Here is an 18050-nt window from a genome sequence, read left to right as displayed (position 1 = left end):
CCGGACCATCACAACGCCGGGTGGCGCACACGGACAGGGGTCATCACGCGACCATCACGCCGGACGGCGGTTTCTTGACGCGTCCTTCACGCGGACGGGTCGGGCCGCGCCGCCCGGTCGAGCGGGCCGAACGCGGACCGGACCAGCCGGTTCGCCTCGTCCTGGTCGACGTCGGTGGCGACCAGCAGGTCACTGGCCGCGGTGCGCACCTGGGCCACCACGACCGCGCCGGAGAAGTCCACCCCGGCCCGGTACGCGTGCCCGGCCTCGGCCACCGCCCGCAGCGCGGCCTCCCGGCAGCGGGTCGGCTCCGCCACGCCCCGGGCGAACTCCCTGCGCAGCCTGCGGGCCGCCTCGGCCAGCCCCGACACGGCGGCCGGCATGGCGTCCGGGATCCGCTCGCCGTCGGCGAGCAGCGTGACCGCCCGCCGGATCAGCGTGCCGCTGTTGCGCATCGCCCGGTCCACCGGCTCGACCGAGTTCGCGTACCGGCCGAGCGGCCCCTGCCGGGCGGTCCAGTAGACCGGCGAGAGCGTGGCGGCCTCCCGGGCGCCCTGCGCGGCCTCACCGAACGCGCCCATCTCCTCCTTGTTGTCGCGCAGCCGGTCCCGGGCGGCGATCGCCGCCTCGACGTCCCGCTCGCGCAGGGCGGCGGCGGTGCGGTCCAACTGGTCGGCGAGCAGCGCCAGCGCGGGACCGGCCGCCCGGTTGATGATCCGCAGCGGGTTCAGGGGCAGCAGCACGGCCGTCACCAGCAGCGTCGCGGCGCCGCCGATCAGCGCGTCGACCACCCGGGGCGCTTCGAGGTCCGGCATGGTCGGCGTCAGCGTGCCGATCAGCACCGCGGTCGCCCCGGCCTGGACCACCAACGCCGGGCTGCGACCGACGAACGCCGCCACCAGGACGGCCAGCGCCACGATGGCGCCGAGCTGCCAGGCGCCGACCCCGACCAGCCTGATCAACAGGTTGCCGATCAGGATGCCGACCGCCACGCCGAGAACCAGTTCGACGGTTCGGCGCAGGCGTTGCCCCACCGAGGCGGCGAGCGCCACCACCGCCGAGATCGGGGCGAAGACCGGTTGGGCCACGTGCAGCAGCGAGTCCGCGGCCCACCAGGAGAGGCCGGCAGCCAACCCGGCCTGGGCGGCCAGCCCGGCGCCCGCGCGTACCCGGCGGAACCGGTCTGTCAGCAGCGCCGGCACGGCCCGCAGCCGGCGGACGAGGCGCTGGTCACCGGCGGTCCTGTCCCCGGCGGCCTGGTCACCGCCGCCCGCTCCCGCACCGGCCACGGCCGGGCGTACCCGTTTCCGGGCGGACCAATCCCGTTCAGCGACCGGCGGCGTTGGCGACCAGTGCCTCGGCCACCTCGCGCACCTTGCGGTTGGCGTCCTGGGAGAGCTTCGACAGCAACGCGAACGCCTCGTCCGCCGTGCATCGCCGCTCACCCATGATGATCCCCTTGGCCTGCTCGATCACCGCCCGGCTGCGCATCGCCTCCTGCATCTGCCGGGCCAGCGTCGCGGCGTTGTCGTAGAGGTGCGCGTTGGCCAGGGCGACCGCGGCGTACGCGGCGAAGTTCTCCGCCGTCCGCACGGCCGCGCTGTCGAACGCATGCGCGGTGAGGCCGTAGACGTTGAGCGCGCCGGTGACGGCCTCCTGGATCGGCAGGCCGATCGACAGGGAACTCCCGACGCCCGCCGCCCGGGCCTGGGCGGCCCACTCCGGCCAGCGCTCCTCCACCGCCAGGTCGGGCAGCGAGATGCTGGCCGCGCTGGCCGCGGCGTCCAGGCAGGGCCCTCGCTCGTACCGGTACTGCCACTCGTCGAGCTGCCGGGCCAGGTCGCTGGTGCAGGCGGCGCTGGAGTTGGCACCGCCCTGAGCGAGGGTGACCGTCACGTGCGCGCTGCCCGGGACGGTCTGGTTCGCCAGCTCGGCGACGCGGCGCAGGATGTCCGCCAGGTCGACCTCGTCGAGCCGGATGCGGCTCAGCTCGGCCAGGGCGTCGCCGGGGTCCGTGGGCGGGGCTGTCATCAGCATGTCCTTCGTCGGCCGGCGGTCGGACGGGTCGGGCACCGCCCAACCTACTCGCCGGGGTCCCGGGCCGCCGGGAAGCCCGAGGTGCGGCGGCGGTCGGATCGACGTAGTGTCGAGAACGGGTCAAGACATGCGCCCTCCACCCGCTCACGGTCGATCGTGTTCTCCCGGCCGGGGAGCGTCCGCCGATTCGTCGCGTGGGAGGTGCCATGTCGAAAAATCTGCCGGGCTTCGGCCGTCATCATGTGCCGACCGCCTCCGGGTCGCTCCGGCCCGACGACCCGATCATGTGGTTGAGCTGCGAGGTCCGCGGGAACCTGACCCGGGTCGAGGTGGTCGGCGAGGTCGACCTCAGCAACGCCCATCTGCTCGCGGAGCTGCTGGAGAACGTCGCGGCCCGGACACCGACGGTGACGGTGGACCTCTCGGCGGTCACCTTCTTCGGCGCCAACGGCACCGACGCGCTGGTCCGGGCCCACCAGGCGCTGACCGAGCGAAGCGGCCGACTCACGCTCTGCCGCCCCTCGTCGGTGGTCCGCCGGGTTCTGGAGATCACCGGCACGCTCGGCATGTTCGAGGTCGTCGACCGTCCACGCGCCCGGGTCACCGGCGACGCGCCGGCACGTCCCGTCGTCCCGGCCCGCGCCGGGTCGTAGAGTTGACCCGTGACTGACGCCCCGGCCGGGGCGTCACGAACGCGCGTCAAGAAGCGGCGCATGTCCCGGTCCGTCGGATCGGGACAGCGGTCCGCGACTGCGGGCCGTCCTCCCCGCCACCCGCCGTCCCACCCCCCTGGGCCGACGGCGCTTCGCACAAGGACGTCACAGCTCATGCCGCAGGCCCACCCCGACCTCGCCGCAGCCTTGATCAGACTCGGGCGGATCAAGTACGACGAGGTCGACCTCGACGTGGTGTTGTCGACCATCGCACAGGTCGCCAAGGACACCATTCACGGCACCGCCGAGGTCTCGGTCACCCTGGTCCAGGGCGCGCAGGCGTACACCGCCGCCCACACCGGGGACCTGGCGTTGACCCTGGACGAGTGGCAGTACGAGCAGGGTCGCGGACCGTGCCTGGACGCCGCGACCACCGGCACCGCCATGCTGGTGCCGGACATGTCGACGGAGAGCCGCTGGCCGGAGTGGGCGGGCCGGGCCCACGAGGCGGGCGCGGCCAGCTCGCTGTCGATCGGCCTGCCCATCCAGGAGGCGATGGTCGGCGCGCTCAACATCTACGCCGCCGTGGCGGGCGTCTTCGACGACCAGGTCGAACTCGCGCAGACGTTGGCCGGGTACGCCGCCATCGCGCTGGCCAACGTGCACCTCTACGAGAGCACCGCCACGCTCGCCCAGCAGATGCAGGAGGCGATGCAGAGCCGGGCGGTGATCGAGCAGGCCAAGGGCATCATCATGGGCCAGCGGCGCTGCTCGGCCGAGGAGGCGTTCGCCATCCTGGCCCGGGTGTCGCAGGACTCCAACCGCAAGCTGCGTGAGGTGGCCGAGTCACTCGTCGACCGGGCGGTGCACGGCGGCCGGGACTGACCGCCGCGCCCGGATCAGCGGGGCATCTCCCGCCAACCGGTGCCGCCCGATCGCCAGGCCCCGGCGAGGATGCTCGCCGAGACGCGGCTCGGGCACTGCTGGATCTTCGACCGGCCGGCGGCGCCGCCGATCTGGGCCTGGACCTGCCACTGCTGTCCGTCGGTGCAGATGTAGACGTCGCGGCGCCCGCGGGGGATGTTGACGCCGTTCCACCAATGTTCCTCCACGACCATGAACTGACCGTACCGCAGGTGACCCGGTCCGGCCCAGACCCGGGGGTACGGGCCGGACCGCACCCGGGGTCAGCCGTCCAGCTGGCGGACCATGTTCAGCACGGTCTCGACCTGGGCACCGCCCTTGATCGGGTAGTTCGTGCCGAGGTAGCCCCACCAGTCCCAGCAGCCGTTCGGGTTGACTCCGGAGGCGATCGCCTGCGGATAGAGGACGATCAGTCGGTTGGTGTCGGCGTACTGGTTGAGGTTGGCCCGGTCGACGAACGCGGTGCCGACCCGGGCGTACCCCTGGGCGCAGCCGTGCAGCGCGACCAGCAGCCGGCAGGTGGTGCCGGCGGCGCAGGCAGCCGGCACGTACGCGAAGCCGTTGCCGTCCATGCTCAGCCCGTTGGCCCAGCCGTTGACCGCGAAGCCGTCCTGACTGAAACGGATCAGCGTGCCGCCGAGCGGGCCGGTGTTCGGCGCGGCGACCGGACCGAGCAGGTGGGCCAGGAACGCGCCCTGCGGGTCGGTGCCGCAGTCGGCGAGGAACGGCGAGGCGGTGGCCGTGCAGCCGACCGTGCCGTAGGGCGTGACCCAGGAGTGCCCGGCCGAACCGCCGGAGTCGTAGCGGACGCCGGCGCCGAAGTCCTGGTAGTAGCGAACCAGGTCGTCGGTGACCGATTTCTTCACGGTGGCGTCGTTGGCGCCGTGGTAGACGTACACCGGCTGGCCGGCCAGGTTGCCGGTGCCGTCGATCCAGCCGGACGAGGCCCAGGCGCGGGTGTACGCCTCCAGGTTGCCCAGATACGTCGGGTAGATGTTGTCGCCGCAGCCGTAGAGCGCCTGCGGGACGCTGTTCTGCGCGCAGTAGTACGGCCCGGCCGCGAAGATCGCCGCGCCCCGGATCCGGGCCGAGTAGGCGACCTGGAGCTGGGTGGCCAGGTACCCGCCGGAGGAGACCCCGGCGACGTAGACGGCGGAGACCGGGTACGCCCGCAGCGTGCCGGCGACCGGAGCCTTCGTGTACGGAGTGCTCGCGGCCCGGGCGGCGACGCCACCGGGCAGGACCAGCAGGAGCGCGGCGGCGAGGGTGGTGACGGCTTTCCACGGTGTCTTCATGGCGTTCTCCCGTCCGAGCGCCGGTGGGACGACCGGCGTGCCGGCACGCTAGCGTGACATCGACCACGGCAGATATCCGCGCGGTCGCCACCTCGCCCGTCGGGGCGGTGTGGGCCGGCCACCCCGAAAAATCCCCTGGACCGTCGCCGCGGCCCGAACTAGCGTCCCGACGGATGGACCTGCCACGGAGCTTCACCATCCGCGAGGGCGACCTGCGCGTCCTCAACCCGATCGACGAGGCCAAGCTGGCCACGCTGGGCCGGGCGCTGCGGCTCCCGCCCGGCGCGGAGCTGCTCGACCTGTGCAGCGGCAAGGGCGAGCTGCTCTGCACCTGGGCCCGGGACCACGGCGTCACCGGCACCGGCGTCGACATCAGCACCGCGTTCACCGCCGCCGCCCGGGAGCGCGCCGCCGAGCTGGGCGTCGCCGACCGGGTCCGGTTCGTGCACGGCGACGCCGCCGCGTACGTTCCGGAACGCCCGGTCGACGTGGCCGCCTGCGTCGGCGCGACCTGGATCGGGGACGGCGTCCCCGGCACGCTGGACCTGCTCGACCACGCGCTGCGCCCCGGCGGCCTGGCCCTGGTCGGCGAGCCCTACTGGCGGCGGGACCCACCCGACGCCGAGACCGTGACCGGCTCGCACGCCCGGTCCCGGGACGAGTTCCACGACCTGCCCGGCCTGGTCCGGCTCTTCGGCGCGTGCGGCTGGGACCTGGTCGAGATGGTCCTCGCCGACCAGGACAGCTGGGACCGCTACGCCGCCGCGCACTGGCTGAACCTGCGCCGCTGGTTGGACGCCAACCCGGACGACGAGCTGGCCCCGGAGCTGCGGCAGGAGTTGACCGAGGACCCGCTGCGGTACGTCCGCTTCCAGCGCGAGTATCTGGGTTGGGGAGTGTTCGCGCTGATGCGCCGCTGATGCCCCGGACCCGCCGACAACGGACGACCGGGCTTAGCAGATCGCTACGCAGGGTAAAGACAGATCATGGGACAGTTGCGCACGTCGCCGCCGCCACCACAGGCCGCTGAGCTGGAGCAGTGGGTGCTCGACAGCCCCGCGGAACTCCGTGACGTGCGCGCCTCCCTACGTGACGCACTGAACCGGCACGGCCTGGTACAGGGCGAAGACCTGGACGAGGTGCCGCACATGGTGCTGCTCGTCGCCACGGAACTGTCCAGCAACGCGCTCCGGCACGGGCGACCCCCCACCATCGTCACGCTGCTGGCCAGCGACGACTGCTTCCTGCTCGACGTGGCGGACCACGACATCAGCTCGGTGCCGGAGCTGACCGACATCCACCCGCTCGACTCGGGCGGGCGCGGGCTGTTCCTGGCCCAGTCGATCTCGCTCGACGTCGGCTGGTACGCCACCGACACCACCAAGCACATCTGGGCCTCGTTCTCGCGGTAGGGCTCAGAAACCGGACACCGGGTGCGGGACGTACGGCGCCTCCAGCTCCGCCACCTCGGCGTCGGTCAACTCCATCTCCAGCGCGGCGACCGCGTCGGTCAGGTGGTGCGGCTTGGTGGCCCCGACGATCGGCGCGGTCACCGCCGGATGACGCGCCACCCAGGCCAACGCCACCTGGGCGCGCGGCACGCCACGCTGCGCGGCGACCCGGCCCACCGCGTCGACCACCGCCCGGTCGTGCTCCTCGGTACGCGCGTACAGCTTGCGGCCGAACTCGTCGGTGTCCGCCCGCGCGGTCCGCTCCCCCGGGTCGCGGGTCAGCAGGCCGCGGGCCAGCGGACTCCACGGGATCACCGCGACGCCCTGGTCGAGGCAGAGCGGCAGCATCTCCCGCTCCTCCTCCCGGTAGATCAGGTTGTAGTGGTTCTGCATGGAGACGAACCGGGTCCAGCCGTGCCGCTCGGCGAGCCCGAGCGCCTTGGCGAACTGCCACGCGTACATCGACGAGGCGCCGAGGTAGCGGACCTTGCCGACCCGGACCAGGTCGTGCAACGCCTCCAGCGTCTCCTCGATCGGTGTGGCCGGGTCGAGACGGTGGATCTGGTAGAGGTCGACGTAGTCGGTGCCGAGCCGGCGCAGGCTCGCGTCGATCTCGCTCATGATGTGCTTGCGGGACAGGCCGCCCCGGTTCGGTCCCGACCCCCTCCGGCCGTGGACCTTCGTCGCGATCACCACCTCGTCGCGGTCGGCGAAGTCCTTCAGCGCCCGGCCGACGATCTCCTCGCTGGTGCCGTCGGAGTAGACGTTGGCGGTGTCGAAGAAGTTCACCCCCAGCTCCAGCGCCTGCTTGATGAAGGGCCGGGCGTGGTCCTCCGGCAGCGACCACGGGTGCGTGCCCCGTCCCGGCTCGCCGTAGCTCATGCAACCCAGGCAGAGCCGGGACACCTGAAGGCCGGTGGAGCCGAACGTCACGTAATCCATGCGGTCCATCTCACCACCGCCGTACTCGCTCCGCAGCCCGGTGGTCAGTGGTCCCCGGCCGGGATCGGGTCGTCGTACTGCCCGGACGGGCCGGCCAGCGGCTCGCCACCCACCAGCGGCCACGCGTTCGGCGTGCAGCCGTGCAGGCCGAGCGTCTGCTGCACCATCACCGGCGCCGGGCCGCCGGAGCGGGGGCAACGCTCGTGGCCGTGGCCGAGCCGGTGGCCCACCTCGTGGTTGAGCAGGTAGTGCCGGTAGAGGGCGAGGTCGGGCACGTGCGGCACGCCGTACACCCAGCGGGCCACGTTGATCACCACCCGGTCGCCGTTGCGGCAGGACGTGTAGCGGTCGGTCGGGTCGCCGCACAGCTCGCCCCGGGTGACCGGCGTGGTCAGCAACACGGTGAAGTCGGCCGGCGCTTCCCGGCCCACCCGTTGCAGCCGCCACCGGCCGTCACCGGTCCAGCCGCGCGGGTCGGCGAGCGTCGCCGCGACCTCCCGGGCGAAGCGCTCCACGTCCACGTTGCGGATGCCGTCCTCGACCGCGACCCGGTAACGCAGCAGCTCACCGCCGCGCCCGGCGACCGCGCCGGTGGTGTCGGCGGTGCGGAACCCGCCCCCGCCCCGGAGCGGATAGCCGATGGCGGGTGGCACCCGGCCGGCGGCCGGGACCGGCGACGGGGCGACCTTCGCCGGCGGGGCGGTCGCCACCGGCGGGCGCACGGACGGCATCGCCGCCGGCACGGTCCGGTCCACCCCGACCGAGGCCAGCAGCTCCGGGTGGCGTCGCACCGCGTACCCACCGACCGCCGTGAGGCCGGTCACGACGAGCACCGCCGCGAACGCGTGGAGGCCGGCCCTCGACCGTCGTCGGCGGCGGTGCACGCCCCGGTCCCGCCCGCCCACGTCGCTCTCCGTCCGTCGCCCCGCCCGCGTTCCGGCCAGGAGTACGGATACCAGGTCCGAACGGTTGAACGGAAGGGCCGGGTACCGTCTGTGCCGGGGTGGACGACCTGCCGCCTGTCGGATTCCAGGGGGAGCCACCCGTGTCACCAGCCGAGACGCTGCTCGACGACGCCCTCGCGGCGGCGCGCGGCACCGACGTACGCGCCGCCGAGCGCGCCCTCGACGCTCTGGTGGTGGGCGACGGCGCGGCGGTGGACGCGGCGCTGCTCGCCCGGCTCTCCCGCGCCGTGGGGCGGCTCTGGCCACGCGGCTGGCAGCCGGTCGACGTGGACCGGCTCGCCACCCGCCGGCTGACCGCGCGGGGCGCCCGGCTGCTGCGCGACACGCTGGCCGCCCAGCGGCGTGCGCTGCCCGCACCGGTGCCGGCCTGGTTCGACGAGCAGCTCACCGACCTGGCCGCCCGCTGGGACGCCGACGCGGGCTGGCTGGACCGCCGCGCCGACGGCGACCGGATCACCGCGTTGCGGGACGCGGTCGACGCGCTGGTGCTCGTCGAGTCACTGCCGCCGATCGCGGTGCTCCGGCCACCGCCCGGCGCCGCCGCCGTCCCGCTCGCCGCCGTGCCGGCTACCGGTTCCCGGATGCTCGACCGGGTACGCGCGCTGCTGGCCAAGGCCGAGTCGAGCGGCTACCCGGCCGAGGCGGAGGCGTTCACCGCGAAGGCGCAGGAGCTGATGGCCCGGCACAGCATCGACGCGGCGCTGCTCGCCGCCAGCGCTGAGCGGCCCGACCAGCCGGGCGGGATGCGCCTCGGCACCGACGCCCCGTACGCGGCGGCGAAGGCGCTGCTGATCCAGGAGGTGGCGGCGGCGAACCGGTGCGAGTCGGTGTGGTCCGACGACCTGGGCTTCGCCACCGTGCTCGGGTTCCCGGCCGACCTGGCCGCGGTCGAGCTGCTGCACACGTCGCTGCTGGTGCAGGCCACCGCCGCGATGCTGCGTGGACGCGGCGAGCGCGGTGGACGCGGCAGGGGCGGCGGCCGGCGTACGAAGGGTTACGACGAGTCGTTCCTCAACGCGTTCGCGCTGCGGATCGGGGAGCGGTTGCGGGCGGCCAGCACGGCGGCGGCCGAGGAACACGCCGACGACCGGCTGCTGCCGGTGCTGGCGGCCCGGACGGACGCCGTCCGGGAACGCGCCGACCAGCTCTTTCCCGGCACCACCCGGCACCGGCTCCAGGTGCGTGACACGGAGGGGTGGAGTTCCGGCGCCACCGCCGCCGACCGCGCCTCCCTGGACGCCGGCCGCCCCGCCCCTCGTCCGCTGCGCGGCCCACGCTGACCCGTCTTCCCGCGCGACGCGAGGCGTGCGAGGTTCGGGTGCGTTTGTCGTGGTAGGAGCGACGTCAGATGCACCGAAAGAGGCGTCTCCCCCGTGTCGGATCGGGCCGGTCGGCTCCGACCCGTCCGTGAGGCGCCACCGACGGTGGCCCGTACCCGAGGAGTGGACCGTGAAGTACATGCTGCTGATCTGGAACCGGCCCGGCTTCGCCGACGAGCTGACCGAGGCGGAGCGCACCGCGATCTTCGGCGAGGTCGACGAGATCATGAAGGCGCTGACCGAGTCCGGTGAGCTGGTCGGCGGGGAGGCGCTGGCCGACCCGTCGCAGACCCGGACCGTACGCTCCGCGGGCGGCGGCACGGAGATCATCGACGGCCCGTTCGTGGAGAGCAAGGAGCAGTTCGCCGGCTACCTGACGGTCGACTGCGAGACCCCGGAGCGGGCCGTCGAGATCGCCGCGAGCTGGCCGGACGTGCGGCTCGGCTTCGGCGTGCTGGAGGTGCGCGCGGTGATGGAGCAGGCCGGGACGGAGATGTGACCTCCCGGGCGGTCGAGGATCTGCTGCGGACACTCGCGCCGCAGGTCCTCGGCGTGCTCGTCCGCCGGCACGGCCAGTTCTACGCCTGCGAGGACGCGGTCCAGGAGGCGCTGCTCGCCGCCGCCACCGGGTGGCCGGCGCGGGGCGTGCCGGAGCATCCCCGCGCCTGGCTGGTCACCGTGGCCACCCGCCGACTCACCGACGAGTGGCGCAGCGAACACGCCCGTCGGGCGCGCGAGGTCGCGGAGGCGGTCCGGCAGCCGGCGTACGCGGCGGTCGCCCCGCCCGCCGACGAGGAGCCGCCGAGCCGGGACGACACGTTGCGGCTGCTGTTCCTCTGCTGCCACCCGGCGCTGCCGCTCAACGCCCAGGTGGCGCTCACGCTGCGCGCGGTGGGCGGGTTGAGCACCGCCGAGATCGCGCGGGCGTACCTGGTGCCGGAAGCGACGATGAGCCAGCGGATCCGCCGCGCCAAGCAGCGGATCGAGGCGGCCGGGGCCCGCTTCACGCTCCCGTCGGGCGCTGACCGGGACGAACGGCTGGGCGCGGTGCTGCGCGTGCTCTACCTGGTCTTCAACGAGGGCTACACCGCGTCCAGCGGGGAGGCGCTGCACCGGGTCGAGCTGACCGGGGAGGCGATCCGGTTGGCCCGGGATCTGCACCGGCTGCTGCCGGACCAGGGCGAGGTGGCCGGGCTGCTGGCGTTGATGTTGCTCACCGACGCGCACCGGGCCGCCCGGGTGGGCCCGGACGGGGAGTTGGTGCCGCTGGCCGAGCAGGACCGCACCCGCTGGGACACCGCTGCCGTGGCGGAGGGGATCGCGCTGGTGACGGACGCGTTGACCTGGTCGGCGCCCGGCCCGTACCAGGTGCAGGCCGCCATCGCCGCGGTGCACGCGGAGGCGCCCACCGCCGCGGCCACGGACTGGCCGCAGATCGTGGCGCTCTACCGGGTGCTGGCCCGGCTCGCGCCCAACCCGATGGTCACGCTCAACCAGGCGGTCGCGGTGGCCATGGTGGACGGCCCCCGGGCCGGCCTGGCGCTGCTCGCGCCGCTGCACGCCGACGACCGGACCGCCGGCCACCACCGCCTCGCCGCCGTCCGCGCCCACCTGCTCGAACTGGCCGGCGACCGGGCGGACGCCCGGACCGCCTACCTGGCCGCCGCCCGCGCCACCACCAGCCTGCCCGAGCGGCGTTACCTGGAGGTACGCGCCGCGCGGCTGGCCGCCGAGCGATGAGTTCCGCCGACCCGGCGGGTCCACCCCTCATGGGAGAGGTCACCAGTCAACTGTCGATGTCGTTGGACGGGTACGTGGCCGCGCCGGGTCAGAGCGTGCAGGATCCGCTCGGGCAGGGCGGCCTGCGGCTGCACGAGTGGGCGTTCGCCACCGAGAGTTGGCGCGCGCAGCACGCCCTCACCGGCGGGGAACGCACCGTCGACGCCGACGTGGTCGAGGAGATGACCGCCGGCGTCGGGGCGTACGTGATGGGCCGGCGCATGTTCGGCGGCGGCGAGGGGCCGTGGGACCGGGCCTGGACCGGCTGGTGGGGTGCCGATCCGCCGTTCCGTACCCCGGTGTTCGTGCTGACCCACCACCCGCGGGCGTCGCTGCTGATGGCCGGCGGCACGGAGTTCCACTTCGTCACCGACGGCGCCGAGGCGGCGCTGGAGCGGGCCCGGGAGGCGGCCGGTGACCGCGACGTCTGCGTGGCCGGTGGCGGCGGCACGGTACGCGGCTACCTGGCGGCGGGCCTGCTCGACTCGCTCTGGCTGCACATGGTGCCGATCGTGCTGGGCGGCGGCACGCCGCTCTTCGACGGACCGCTGGACGTGACCCTGACGCCGGAGCGGGTGGTCGCGGGTCCCACCGTCACCCACATCCGCTACCGCGTGCCGCGCTGATCCGGCAGCGGGTCGGCACCACCGTCCCTGGCCACGCAGCACGCCGGGCCGGCCCGAAGGCCGGCCCGGTGGGTTGTGCGAGCGTACGTCAGCTCTTGAAGGCGTCCTTGATCTTCTCGCCGGCCTGCTTGAGCTTGGCGCCGGCCTGGTCGTTGCGGCCCTCGGCCTCGAGGCGCTCGTTGTCGGTCGCCCGGCCGAGGCCCTCCTTGACCTTGCCCGCGGTGTCCTGGGAAGCGTTGTCGATCTTGTCGTCGAGACCCATGGGAACCTCCAGCTCAACAGTTGCGTGACGACAACGAGTTACCCAACCGGTCGCCCGCCCAACCATGCCGGTGCCCGGCGTCACCCGATCGGGCGAAAGCGCCGCAACCGCAGGCTGTTCGCCACCACGAACACCGACGAGAAGGCCATCGCCGCGCCGGCCAGCATCGGGTTGAGCAGCCCGGCGGCGGCCAGCGGCAGCGCGGCCACGTTGTAGGCGAACGCCCAGAACAGGTTGCCCTTGATGATCGTCAACGTGCGGCGGGAGAGCCGGATGGCGTCCGCCGCGGCCAGCAGGTCGCCCCGCACCAGCGTCAGGTCGGCGGCCTCGATGGCCACGTCGGTGCCGGTGCCCATGGCCAGCCCGAGGTCGGCGCGGGTCAGCGCGGCGGCGTCGTTGACCCCGTCCCCGACCATGGCCACCACCCGGCCCTCGCCCTGGAGCCGCTCGACCACGGCCACCTTGTCGGCGGGCAGCACCTCCGCGATCACCTCCTCGATGCCCACCTCGGCGGCCACCGCCCCGGCCACGGTGGCGTTGTCACCGGTGAGCAGCACCGGGGTGAGCCCCAGGCCGCGTAGCCGGTCGACCGCCGCCCGGCTGGTCGGCTTGACCGCGTCGGCCACCGCGAGCACGCCCCGGGCCCGCCCGTCCCAGCCGGCCAGGACCGCCGTGCGGCCGGCGGCCTCCGCGCCGGTCGCGGCGCGCACGACCGCCTCGGGTACGTCGAGACCGCGCTCCCGCAGCAGTCGGAGCCGCCCGACCACCACGCTCCGGCCGTCGACCGTGCCGGTCACGCCGAGCCCCTCGGCGTTCGCGAAGTCGCCGACGGCGGGCGTCGGACCGGCCTCGGCCGCGCCCTCGGCGACCGCCCGCGCGATCGGGTGCTCGGAGGCCGCCTCCAGCGCCCCGGCCAGCCGGAGCAGCTCGCCGGCGTCCTCGCCGGCGGCGGGCAGCACCTCGGCCAGCGTCATCCGGCCGGTGGTGACGGTGCCGGTCTTGTCCAGCACCACGGTGTCCACCCGGCGGGTGGACTCCAGCACCTCCGGTCCCTTGATCAGCACGCCGAGCTGCGCGCCGCGCCCGGTGCCGACGAGCAGCGCGGTCGGGGTGGCCAGGCCGAGCGCGCACGGGCACGCGATGATCAGCACGGCCACGGCGGCGGTGAACGCGGCGGTCGGCCCGGCGCCGGTGCCGAGCCACCAGCCCAGCGTGCCGGCGGCCAGGGCGATCACGATCGGCACGAACACGCCGGAGATCCGGTCGGCGAGGCGCTGCACCGCCGCCTTGCCGGTCTGCGCCTGTTCCACCAGCCGGGCCATCTGGGCGAGCTGGGTGTCGCCGCCGATCCGGGTGGCCCGGACCACCAGCCGGCCGCCGGCGTTGACGGTGGCGCCCACCACGGCGTCGCCCGGCCCGACCTCGACCGGCACCGACTCGCCGGTGAGCATGCTGGCGTCGACCGCCGACGTGCCCTCCTCGACCACGCCGTCGGTGGCGATCTTCTCGCCGGGCCGGACCACGAACCGGTCGGCGACCGCGAGCTGGTCGACCGGGATCCGGACCTCCGACCCGCCGCGCAGCACTGCCACGTCCTTCGCGCCCAACTCCAGCAGGGCCCGCAGCGCGGAGCCGGCGGTGCGCTTGGCCCGCGCCTCGAAGTAGCGTCCGGCCAGGATGAAGACGGTCACCCCGGCGGCGGCCTCCAGGTAGATGTTGCCGGCGCCGTCGCCGCGGGTGATGGCGAACCGGAACGGGTGCGTCATCCCGGGCATCCCGGCGTCGCCGAGGAAGAGCGCCCAGAGCGACCAGCCGAACGCGGCCAGCGTGCCGAGGGAGACCAACGTGTCCATGGTCGCCGCGCCGTGCCGCAGGTTGACCAGCGCGGCCCGGTGGAACGGCAGCCCGCCCCAGACCACCACCGGCGCGGCCAGCGTGAGCGAGGCCCACTGCCAGTAGTCGAACTGCCAGGCCGGCACCATGGCCAGCACGATCACCGGCAGCGTCAGCACGGCGGAGACCCACAGCCGGGTACGCGCAACCCGCAGCTCGTCGACCGGCTCGGCGGCCGTGACCTCCCCGGCGCGGGCGGGCGGCGGCGGCACCTCGGCCGTGTACCCGGTCTTCTCCACGGTGGCGATCAGGTCGGCCGGCGCGATGTCGTCGGCGTACCGGACGGTGGCCTTCTCGGTGGCGTAGTTCACCGTGGCCTCGACGCCGTCCATCCGGTTGAGCTTCTTCTCGATCCGGGCGGCGCAGGACGCGCAGGTCATGCCGCCGATCGCGAGCTCGATCAGGTTCGGCGCGGTCGGCAGCGTCTTTCCCGTGGTGGTCATCGCGACACCTCCCCGGTCAACTGTGCCCGTGCCCCGGCGTGCCGTGTCCGGCGTCCGGGGTCGGTGCGGTGGTGGGTGCCGGCGCGGGCTGGGCGCCGGCCAGGACGGTGAACTCGGCGGTGTGCACCGCGTCGCCGTGACGGAAGTCCAGGTAGAGACGGTACGCCCCGGCGGAGGGCACCTCGGCCGCGAACGTGACCGCCGGCCCGGCGGGGGTGCGCCCGTCGTCGGGCGTGCCTTCCGGGTGCACGTGCAGGTAGGCCAGGTCGCCCTGGCGCAGCGCCACCAGGTGCCCGTACGCGCCGAGGTAGGGCTGGAGGTCGGTGACCGGGCGACCGGCCCGGCTGACGGTGAGCGTGAGCCGGCTGGTGCGGCCGGGCTCCGGCGTGCCGGTGAGCGTGACCGTGTAGCCGTCGACAGTGGCGGTGGTGGCCGGCGCCGGCAGCGGCCGGGCGGCCAGCGGGCCGGGGACGGTGACGTCGACGCCGAGCGTCAGCGGCTCGCCGCCGGTCGGCGTGAAGTCGGCGAACGCCCGCCAGACGCCGGGCCCGGCGAGCGGCGAGGCGACCCGCCAGGTGCCGTCGGCCGCCAGCTCCGGGTGCACGTGCCGGAAGCCGGACAGGTCGCGGCGGGCGACGATCAGGTGCATGCGCCTGTCGTGCGCCACGTCGTAGCGGGTGACCGGTGCGCCGTCCGGGCCGGTGATCCGGAACGCGAACTCGCCGGCCGGGGCGGTCACCGGCTGGAGCGTGTAGCCCCGCTCGGAGACCAGCAGGCCGCCGGGCAGGTGCGCGCCGCCGGTGTCCCCGTCGCCGGTGTCCCCGTCGCCGTGGCCGGTTTCACCGTGGTCGGCGGTGCCGGAGTCGTGGTCGGTGTCGGTGGTGTCGTGCCGGATCTCGGCGGCCGGGGCGGCGGGACCGGCCACGTGACCGATCCCGTACGCCCCGGCGAACACCGTCGCGAGGCCGAGCGCGAAGCCACTCAGCTTCGTCGCCGTGTTCATGGTGCCTCCTCGGTTCTGCGGGTCCGCGGACCCGTCACGCCCCGGCGAGGTCGTAGCCGGCCTCGTCGACGGCGGCGCGGACGGCGTCCGCGTCCAGTGGTTCCCGGCTGGTGACGGTGACCCGGCCGGTGGCCAGGTCGACCTGGACGTCGGTGACGCCCGGCAGCGCGCTCAGCTCGGCGCTGACCGCGTTGACGCAGTGCCCGCAGGTCATGCCCTGCACCTGGTAGGTGGTGTCCATCTCGCCCTCCGATCAGATACCCCCTGGGGGTACGAGTCGAACGGTATCATACCCCCGAGGGGTACGGTATCCTCGACGCATGACCACGCCGTCCACCCCGGTCCGGGGCTACACCGCCAGCAAGGACCAACTGCTCGCGCGGCTCCGCCGCATCGAGGGACAGGTCCGGGGCATCGAGAAGATGGTCGAGGACGACCGTTACTGCATCGACGTGCTGACCCAGATCTCCGCCATCCAGGCCGCGCTGGACAAGGTCGCGCTGGGCCTGCTCGACGGCCACGCCCGGCACTGCATGCACGAGGGCGCCGCCGAGGGCCGCGCCGACGAGATGGCCACCGAGATGATGGCCGCAGTGGGCCGCCTCATGAAACGCGGCTGACCCAGCCCTCTCCCCTCCCCTCCCTGCCCCGCCCCGCCCCGCCCCGCCCCGTCGATCTTGCAGTTGCGGCCCAAGAGATGCCCCGTTCGCGCCGCTTGCCGAGGCCGTAACTGCAAGATCGCGCAGGTGGGGTGGCTACCATGACCCGGCGGCGACCCCGGGCGTGGACAGGACGCGTCCGCGCCGGCCGGTGGACGACCGGGCCGGTGAACCGGTGCGCCGCGACCCGTAGGGAGAGCCGCCGTGGGCGCCGACCACACCCGTCCCGCCCCCGCCGCGCCGCCGGGCGTACGCCGGCTCCTGTTCGCGACCGTGGTGCCGCTCTTCGTGCTCACCGTGCTCGCGGCGCTGGTGCTCTGGCCCCGGGGCGGCGGCCCGGAGCCGGCCGAAGCCGAGAACGTGCCACGCCACCACGGCACGGTGACCCGGGTGGTGACCGAGCCCTGTCCGCCCACGCCGGAGGCCCCCGCGGGCGGCGGCGGCCGGTGCGGCACCGTGACGGTCGCCGCGGAGCAGGGCCCGGACGCCGGCCGGCAGGTCGAGACGCCGATCCCGGACGGGCCCGGGGCACCCCGCGTCGAGGTCGGCGACGAGGTGATCCTGGTCGAGTTGACCGACCCGGCCGACCCGTCGGTGAAGGCGTACAACATCGCCGAGCACCAGCGCGCCACGCCGTTGATCTGGCTGGTGGCGCTCTTCGCCGCCGCGATCGTGGCGTTCGGGCGCTGGCGCGGGCTGGCCGCGTTGGGTGGCCTGGTGGCGAGCTTCGCCATCCTGCTCGGCTTCGTGCTGCCCGGGATCGGCGCCGGCCGGTCCCCGCTGCCGGTGGCGATCGTCGGCGCCGCGCTGATCATGTTCGTGGTGCTCTACCTGACCCACGGGATCAGCGCGCAGACGTCCGTGGCGGTGCTCGGCACGCTCGGCAGCCTGGTGGTCACCGGCGTGCTGGGCACGCTCGCCACCGCCGCCACCCACCTGACCGGCTTCGGCAGCGAGGACGCCACCACGCTCTCCATGTTCCAGGGCGGCGTGGACCTGCACGGCCTGCTGCTGGCCGGCATCATCATCGGCTCGCTGGGAGTGCTGGACGACGTCACGGTCACCCAGGCGGCCACCGTCACCGAGCTGGCGCACGCCAACCCCGACCTGTCCCGACGGCAGCTCTACCGGGCGGCGACCCGGGTGGGCCGGGCGCACATCGCGTCCACTGTCAACACCATCGTGCTGGCGTACGCGGGCGCCTCGCTGCCGCTGCTGCTCCTGCTGGTGGCCGACTCCCGCCCGGTGAGCGAGATCCTCACCAGCGAGTTCCTGGCCCAGGAGATCGTCCGCAGCGCGGTGGCGACCCTCGGCCTGATCGCCGCCGTACCGCTCACCACCGCGCTGGCCGCGGTCGTGGCCACCGCCGGACGGCACGGCCCGGCGACCGGGGCGTCGCCGACGCCGCCGGGCCGGCCCCCCGCGGCCCGCCGCGAGGCGCTGGAGGCGCTCGGCGGGACGTCGGCCGAACGGCGGCCCGACCACCGGGGAAGTACGGATGTCGCATGGTGACACTCCGCAGCGTGACGGCGCGCGGGAAACGCGATGCTGGTCACGCTGGGCAATGTCGAATTCTCGCGATTGGTCGGCTTCCGGGCGTAGATCCCCGGTCGACATCTCGGGTAACCTCGCTGCCGGTCACCGCCGAAGGCGCGCACCCGCGCCTGCGGTGCCGCCGCCCAATCGCCTCCGGGCGAGCCGGGGAACCAGGTACATGGGGTGAATCCGCGTCAGCGGTAGGGGCCGCTTCCGTCCCGAACCCGTCAGCTAACCCGGTCGGCGGCCGACGGAAGGGAACA

The 18050-nt window shown here is 74.3% G+C and carries 20 protein-coding genes and 1 riboswitch; of the genes, 10 read left to right on the top strand and 10 right to left on the bottom strand.

Annotation, left to right across the window (positions count from 1 at the left end; all coding sequences use genetic code 11):
- Positions 1–86: 86 nt before the first annotated feature.
- Together ACIA6B_RS11860 and ACIA6B_RS11855 are read right to left on the bottom strand one after the other, a co-directional pair.
- Positions 87–1289 (bottom strand): aromatic acid exporter family protein, encoded by a 1203-nt coding sequence (locus ACIA6B_RS11860; protein ID WP_396772690.1) that lies wholly within the window; start codon positions 1287–1289, stop codon positions 87–89.
- A 37-nt stretch (positions 1290–1326) separates the two neighbouring features.
- Positions 1327–2031 (bottom strand): ANTAR domain-containing protein, encoded by a 705-nt coding sequence (locus ACIA6B_RS11855; RefSeq protein ID WP_396772689.1) that lies wholly within the window; start codon positions 2029–2031, stop codon positions 1327–1329.
- Between the two features lie 212 nt (positions 2032–2243).
- Between ACIA6B_RS11855 and ACIA6B_RS11850 the strand changes: the two genes are divergently transcribed.
- Together ACIA6B_RS11850 and ACIA6B_RS11845 are read left to right on the top strand one after the other, a co-directional pair.
- The gene (locus ACIA6B_RS11850) at positions 2244–2690 is read left to right on the top strand and encodes an STAS domain-containing protein (protein ID WP_396772688.1); all 447 of its coding nucleotides are present in this window, start codon (positions 2244–2246) and stop codon (positions 2688–2690) included.
- Between the two features lie 174 nt (positions 2691–2864).
- On the top strand, positions 2865–3575 hold the full coding sequence (locus ACIA6B_RS11845; RefSeq protein WP_396772687.1) for a GAF and ANTAR domain-containing protein: 711 nt from the start codon (positions 2865–2867) through the stop codon (positions 3573–3575).
- Between the two features lie 14 nt (positions 3576–3589).
- On the opposite strand, the gene ACIA6B_RS11840 is transcribed toward ACIA6B_RS11845, so the two are convergent.
- Together ACIA6B_RS11840 and ACIA6B_RS11835 are read right to left on the bottom strand one after the other, a co-directional pair.
- Positions 3590–3808 carry a hypothetical protein gene (locus ACIA6B_RS11840; RefSeq protein ID WP_281943282.1) on the bottom strand — a complete coding sequence of 73 codons (219 nt, stop codon included), beginning with the start codon at positions 3806–3808 and terminating at the stop codon, positions 3590–3592.
- A gap of 69 nt (positions 3809–3877) precedes the next feature.
- Positions 3878–4909: a poly(3-hydroxybutyrate) depolymerase gene (locus ACIA6B_RS11835; RefSeq protein ID WP_396772686.1), complete on the bottom strand. Its 1032-nt coding sequence runs from the start codon at positions 4907–4909 to the stop codon at positions 3878–3880.
- Between the two features lie 173 nt (positions 4910–5082).
- Between ACIA6B_RS11835 and ACIA6B_RS11830 the strand changes: the two genes are divergently transcribed.
- Complete coding sequence (locus ACIA6B_RS11830; RefSeq protein WP_396772685.1) at positions 5083–5829, top strand: SAM-dependent methyltransferase; 747 nt, start codon at positions 5083–5085, stop codon at positions 5827–5829.
- 66 nt (positions 5830–5895) lie between these two features.
- Positions 5896–6321 (top strand): ATP-binding protein, encoded by a 426-nt coding sequence (locus ACIA6B_RS11825; protein WP_396772684.1) that lies wholly within the window; start codon positions 5896–5898, stop codon positions 6319–6321.
- A 3-nt stretch (positions 6322–6324) separates the two neighbouring features.
- On the opposite strand, the gene ACIA6B_RS11820 is transcribed toward ACIA6B_RS11825, so the two are convergent.
- On the bottom strand, positions 6325–7302 hold the full coding sequence (locus tag ACIA6B_RS11820; RefSeq protein ID WP_396773140.1) for an aldo/keto reductase: 978 nt from the start codon (positions 7300–7302) through the stop codon (positions 6325–6327).
- 44 nt (positions 7303–7346) lie between these two features.
- On the bottom strand, positions 7347–8207 hold the full coding sequence (locus ACIA6B_RS11815) for a DUF3152 domain-containing protein (RefSeq protein ID WP_396772683.1): 861 nt from the start codon (positions 8205–8207) through the stop codon (positions 7347–7349).
- 140 nt (positions 8208–8347) lie between these two features.
- Here ACIA6B_RS11815 and ACIA6B_RS11810 point away from each other — a divergent pair, with 140 nt between their 5' ends.
- The 4 genes from ACIA6B_RS11810 to ACIA6B_RS11795 all read left to right on the top strand — a co-directional run bounded on the left by ACIA6B_RS11810 (position 8348) and on the right by ACIA6B_RS11795 (position 11991).
- Positions 8348–9547, top strand: coding sequence for a DUF2786 domain-containing protein (locus ACIA6B_RS11810; protein WP_396772682.1), 1200 nt, complete (start codon positions 8348–8350; stop codon positions 9545–9547).
- Between the two features lie 178 nt (positions 9548–9725).
- On the top strand, positions 9726–10085 hold the full coding sequence (locus tag ACIA6B_RS11805) for a YciI family protein (RefSeq protein ID WP_396773139.1): 360 nt from the start codon (positions 9726–9728) through the stop codon (positions 10083–10085).
- Complete coding sequence (locus ACIA6B_RS11800) at positions 10082–11326, top strand: RNA polymerase sigma factor (RefSeq protein WP_396772681.1); 1245 nt, start codon at positions 10082–10084, stop codon at positions 11324–11326. The genes ACIA6B_RS11805 and ACIA6B_RS11800 overlap by 4 nt, the downstream gene beginning before the upstream one ends.
- 29 nt (positions 11327–11355) lie before the next feature.
- A complete protein-coding gene (locus ACIA6B_RS11795) occupies positions 11356–11991 on the top strand; it encodes a dihydrofolate reductase family protein (RefSeq protein ID WP_396772680.1) in 636 nt (211 codons plus the stop codon).
- Between the two features lie 88 nt (positions 11992–12079).
- On the opposite strand, the gene ACIA6B_RS11790 is transcribed toward ACIA6B_RS11795, so the two are convergent.
- From ACIA6B_RS11790 to ACIA6B_RS11775, 4 genes are all read right to left on the bottom strand, one after another.
- Positions 12080–12253 carry a CsbD family protein gene (locus ACIA6B_RS11790; RefSeq protein ID WP_396772679.1) on the bottom strand — a complete coding sequence of 58 codons (174 nt, stop codon included), beginning with the start codon at positions 12251–12253 and terminating at the stop codon, positions 12080–12082.
- Between the two features lie 80 nt (positions 12254–12333).
- The gene (locus ACIA6B_RS11785; RefSeq protein WP_396772678.1) at positions 12334–14589 is read right to left on the bottom strand and encodes a heavy metal translocating P-type ATPase; all 2256 of its coding nucleotides are present in this window, start codon (positions 14587–14589) and stop codon (positions 12334–12336) included.
- A gap of 16 nt (positions 14590–14605) precedes the next feature.
- Entirely contained in the window at positions 14606–15592 is a 987-nt protein-coding gene (locus tag ACIA6B_RS11780) for a hypothetical protein (RefSeq protein ID WP_396772677.1), read from the bottom strand.
- 34 nt (positions 15593–15626) lie between these two features.
- On the bottom strand, positions 15627–15833 hold the full coding sequence (locus ACIA6B_RS11775) for a heavy-metal-associated domain-containing protein (RefSeq protein ID WP_396772676.1): 207 nt from the start codon (positions 15831–15833) through the stop codon (positions 15627–15629).
- A 79-nt stretch (positions 15834–15912) separates the two neighbouring features.
- Between ACIA6B_RS11775 and ACIA6B_RS11770 the strand changes: the two genes are divergently transcribed.
- On the top strand, positions 15913–16212 hold the full coding sequence (locus ACIA6B_RS11770) for a metal-sensitive transcriptional regulator (protein WP_281943313.1): 300 nt from the start codon (positions 15913–15915) through the stop codon (positions 16210–16212).
- Between the two features lie 243 nt (positions 16213–16455).
- Positions 16456–17763 (top strand): YibE/F family protein, encoded by a 1308-nt coding sequence (locus ACIA6B_RS11765; protein ID WP_396772675.1) that lies wholly within the window; start codon positions 16456–16458, stop codon positions 17761–17763.
- A 154-nt stretch (positions 17764–17917) separates the two neighbouring features.
- Positions 17918–18049, top strand: a riboswitch (cyclic di-AMP (ydaO/yuaA leader).
- Position 18050 lies beyond the last annotated feature (1 nt).

It is taken from the genome of Micromonospora sp. NPDC051141, assembly GCF_044455765.1.
Classification (GTDB): domain Bacteria; phylum Actinomycetota; class Actinomycetes; order Mycobacteriales; family Micromonosporaceae; genus Micromonospora.
This window is presented reverse-complemented; position numbering and strand designations above follow the sequence as displayed.

Excerpts from the sequence above, each read along its gene's own strand:
- ACIA6B_RS11855 (WP_396772689.1), bottom strand. The coding sequence starts at position 2,031 with ATGACAGCCCCGCCCACGGACCCCGGCGACGCCCTGGCCGAGCTGAGC.
- ACIA6B_RS11850 (WP_396772688.1), top strand. The coding sequence starts at position 2,244 with ATGTCGAAAAATCTGCCGGGCTTCGGCCGTCATCATGTGCCGACCGCC.
- ACIA6B_RS11845 (WP_396772687.1), top strand. The coding sequence starts at position 2,865 with ATGCCGCAGGCCCACCCCGACCTCGCCGCAGCCTTGATCAGACTCGGG.
- ACIA6B_RS11805 (WP_396773139.1), top strand. The coding sequence starts at position 9,726 with ATGCTGCTGATCTGGAACCGGCCCGGCTTCGCCGACGAGCTGACCGAG.
- ACIA6B_RS11775 (WP_396772676.1), bottom strand. The coding sequence starts at position 15,833 with ATGGACACCACCTACCAGGTGCAGGGCATGACCTGCGGGCACTGCGTC.
- ACIA6B_RS11790 (WP_396772679.1), bottom strand. The coding sequence starts at position 12,253 with ATGGGTCTCGACGACAAGATCGACAACGCTTCCCAGGACACCGCGGGC.
- ACIA6B_RS11835 (WP_396772686.1), bottom strand. The coding sequence starts at position 4,909 with ATGAAGACACCGTGGAAAGCCGTCACCACCCTCGCCGCCGCGCTCCTG.
- ACIA6B_RS11825 (WP_396772684.1), top strand. The coding sequence starts at position 5,896 with ATGGGACAGTTGCGCACGTCGCCGCCGCCACCACAGGCCGCTGAGCTG.
- ACIA6B_RS11785 (WP_396772678.1), bottom strand. The coding sequence starts at position 14,589 with ATGACCACCACGGGAAAGACGCTGCCGACCGCGCCGAACCTGATCGAG.
- ACIA6B_RS11795 (WP_396772680.1), top strand. The coding sequence starts at position 11,356 with ATGGGAGAGGTCACCAGTCAACTGTCGATGTCGTTGGACGGGTACGTG.
- ACIA6B_RS11820 (WP_396773140.1), bottom strand. The coding sequence starts at position 7,302 with ATGGATTACGTGACGTTCGGCTCCACCGGCCTTCAGGTGTCCCGGCTC.
- ACIA6B_RS11830 (WP_396772685.1), top strand. The coding sequence starts at position 5,083 with ATGGACCTGCCACGGAGCTTCACCATCCGCGAGGGCGACCTGCGCGTC.
- ACIA6B_RS11770 (WP_281943313.1), top strand. The coding sequence starts at position 15,913 with ATGACCACGCCGTCCACCCCGGTCCGGGGCTACACCGCCAGCAAGGAC.
- ACIA6B_RS11780 (WP_396772677.1), bottom strand. The coding sequence starts at position 15,592 with ATGAACACGGCGACGAAGCTGAGTGGCTTCGCGCTCGGCCTCGCGACG.
- ACIA6B_RS11840 (WP_281943282.1), bottom strand. The coding sequence starts at position 3,808 with ATGGTCGTGGAGGAACATTGGTGGAACGGCGTCAACATCCCCCGCGGG.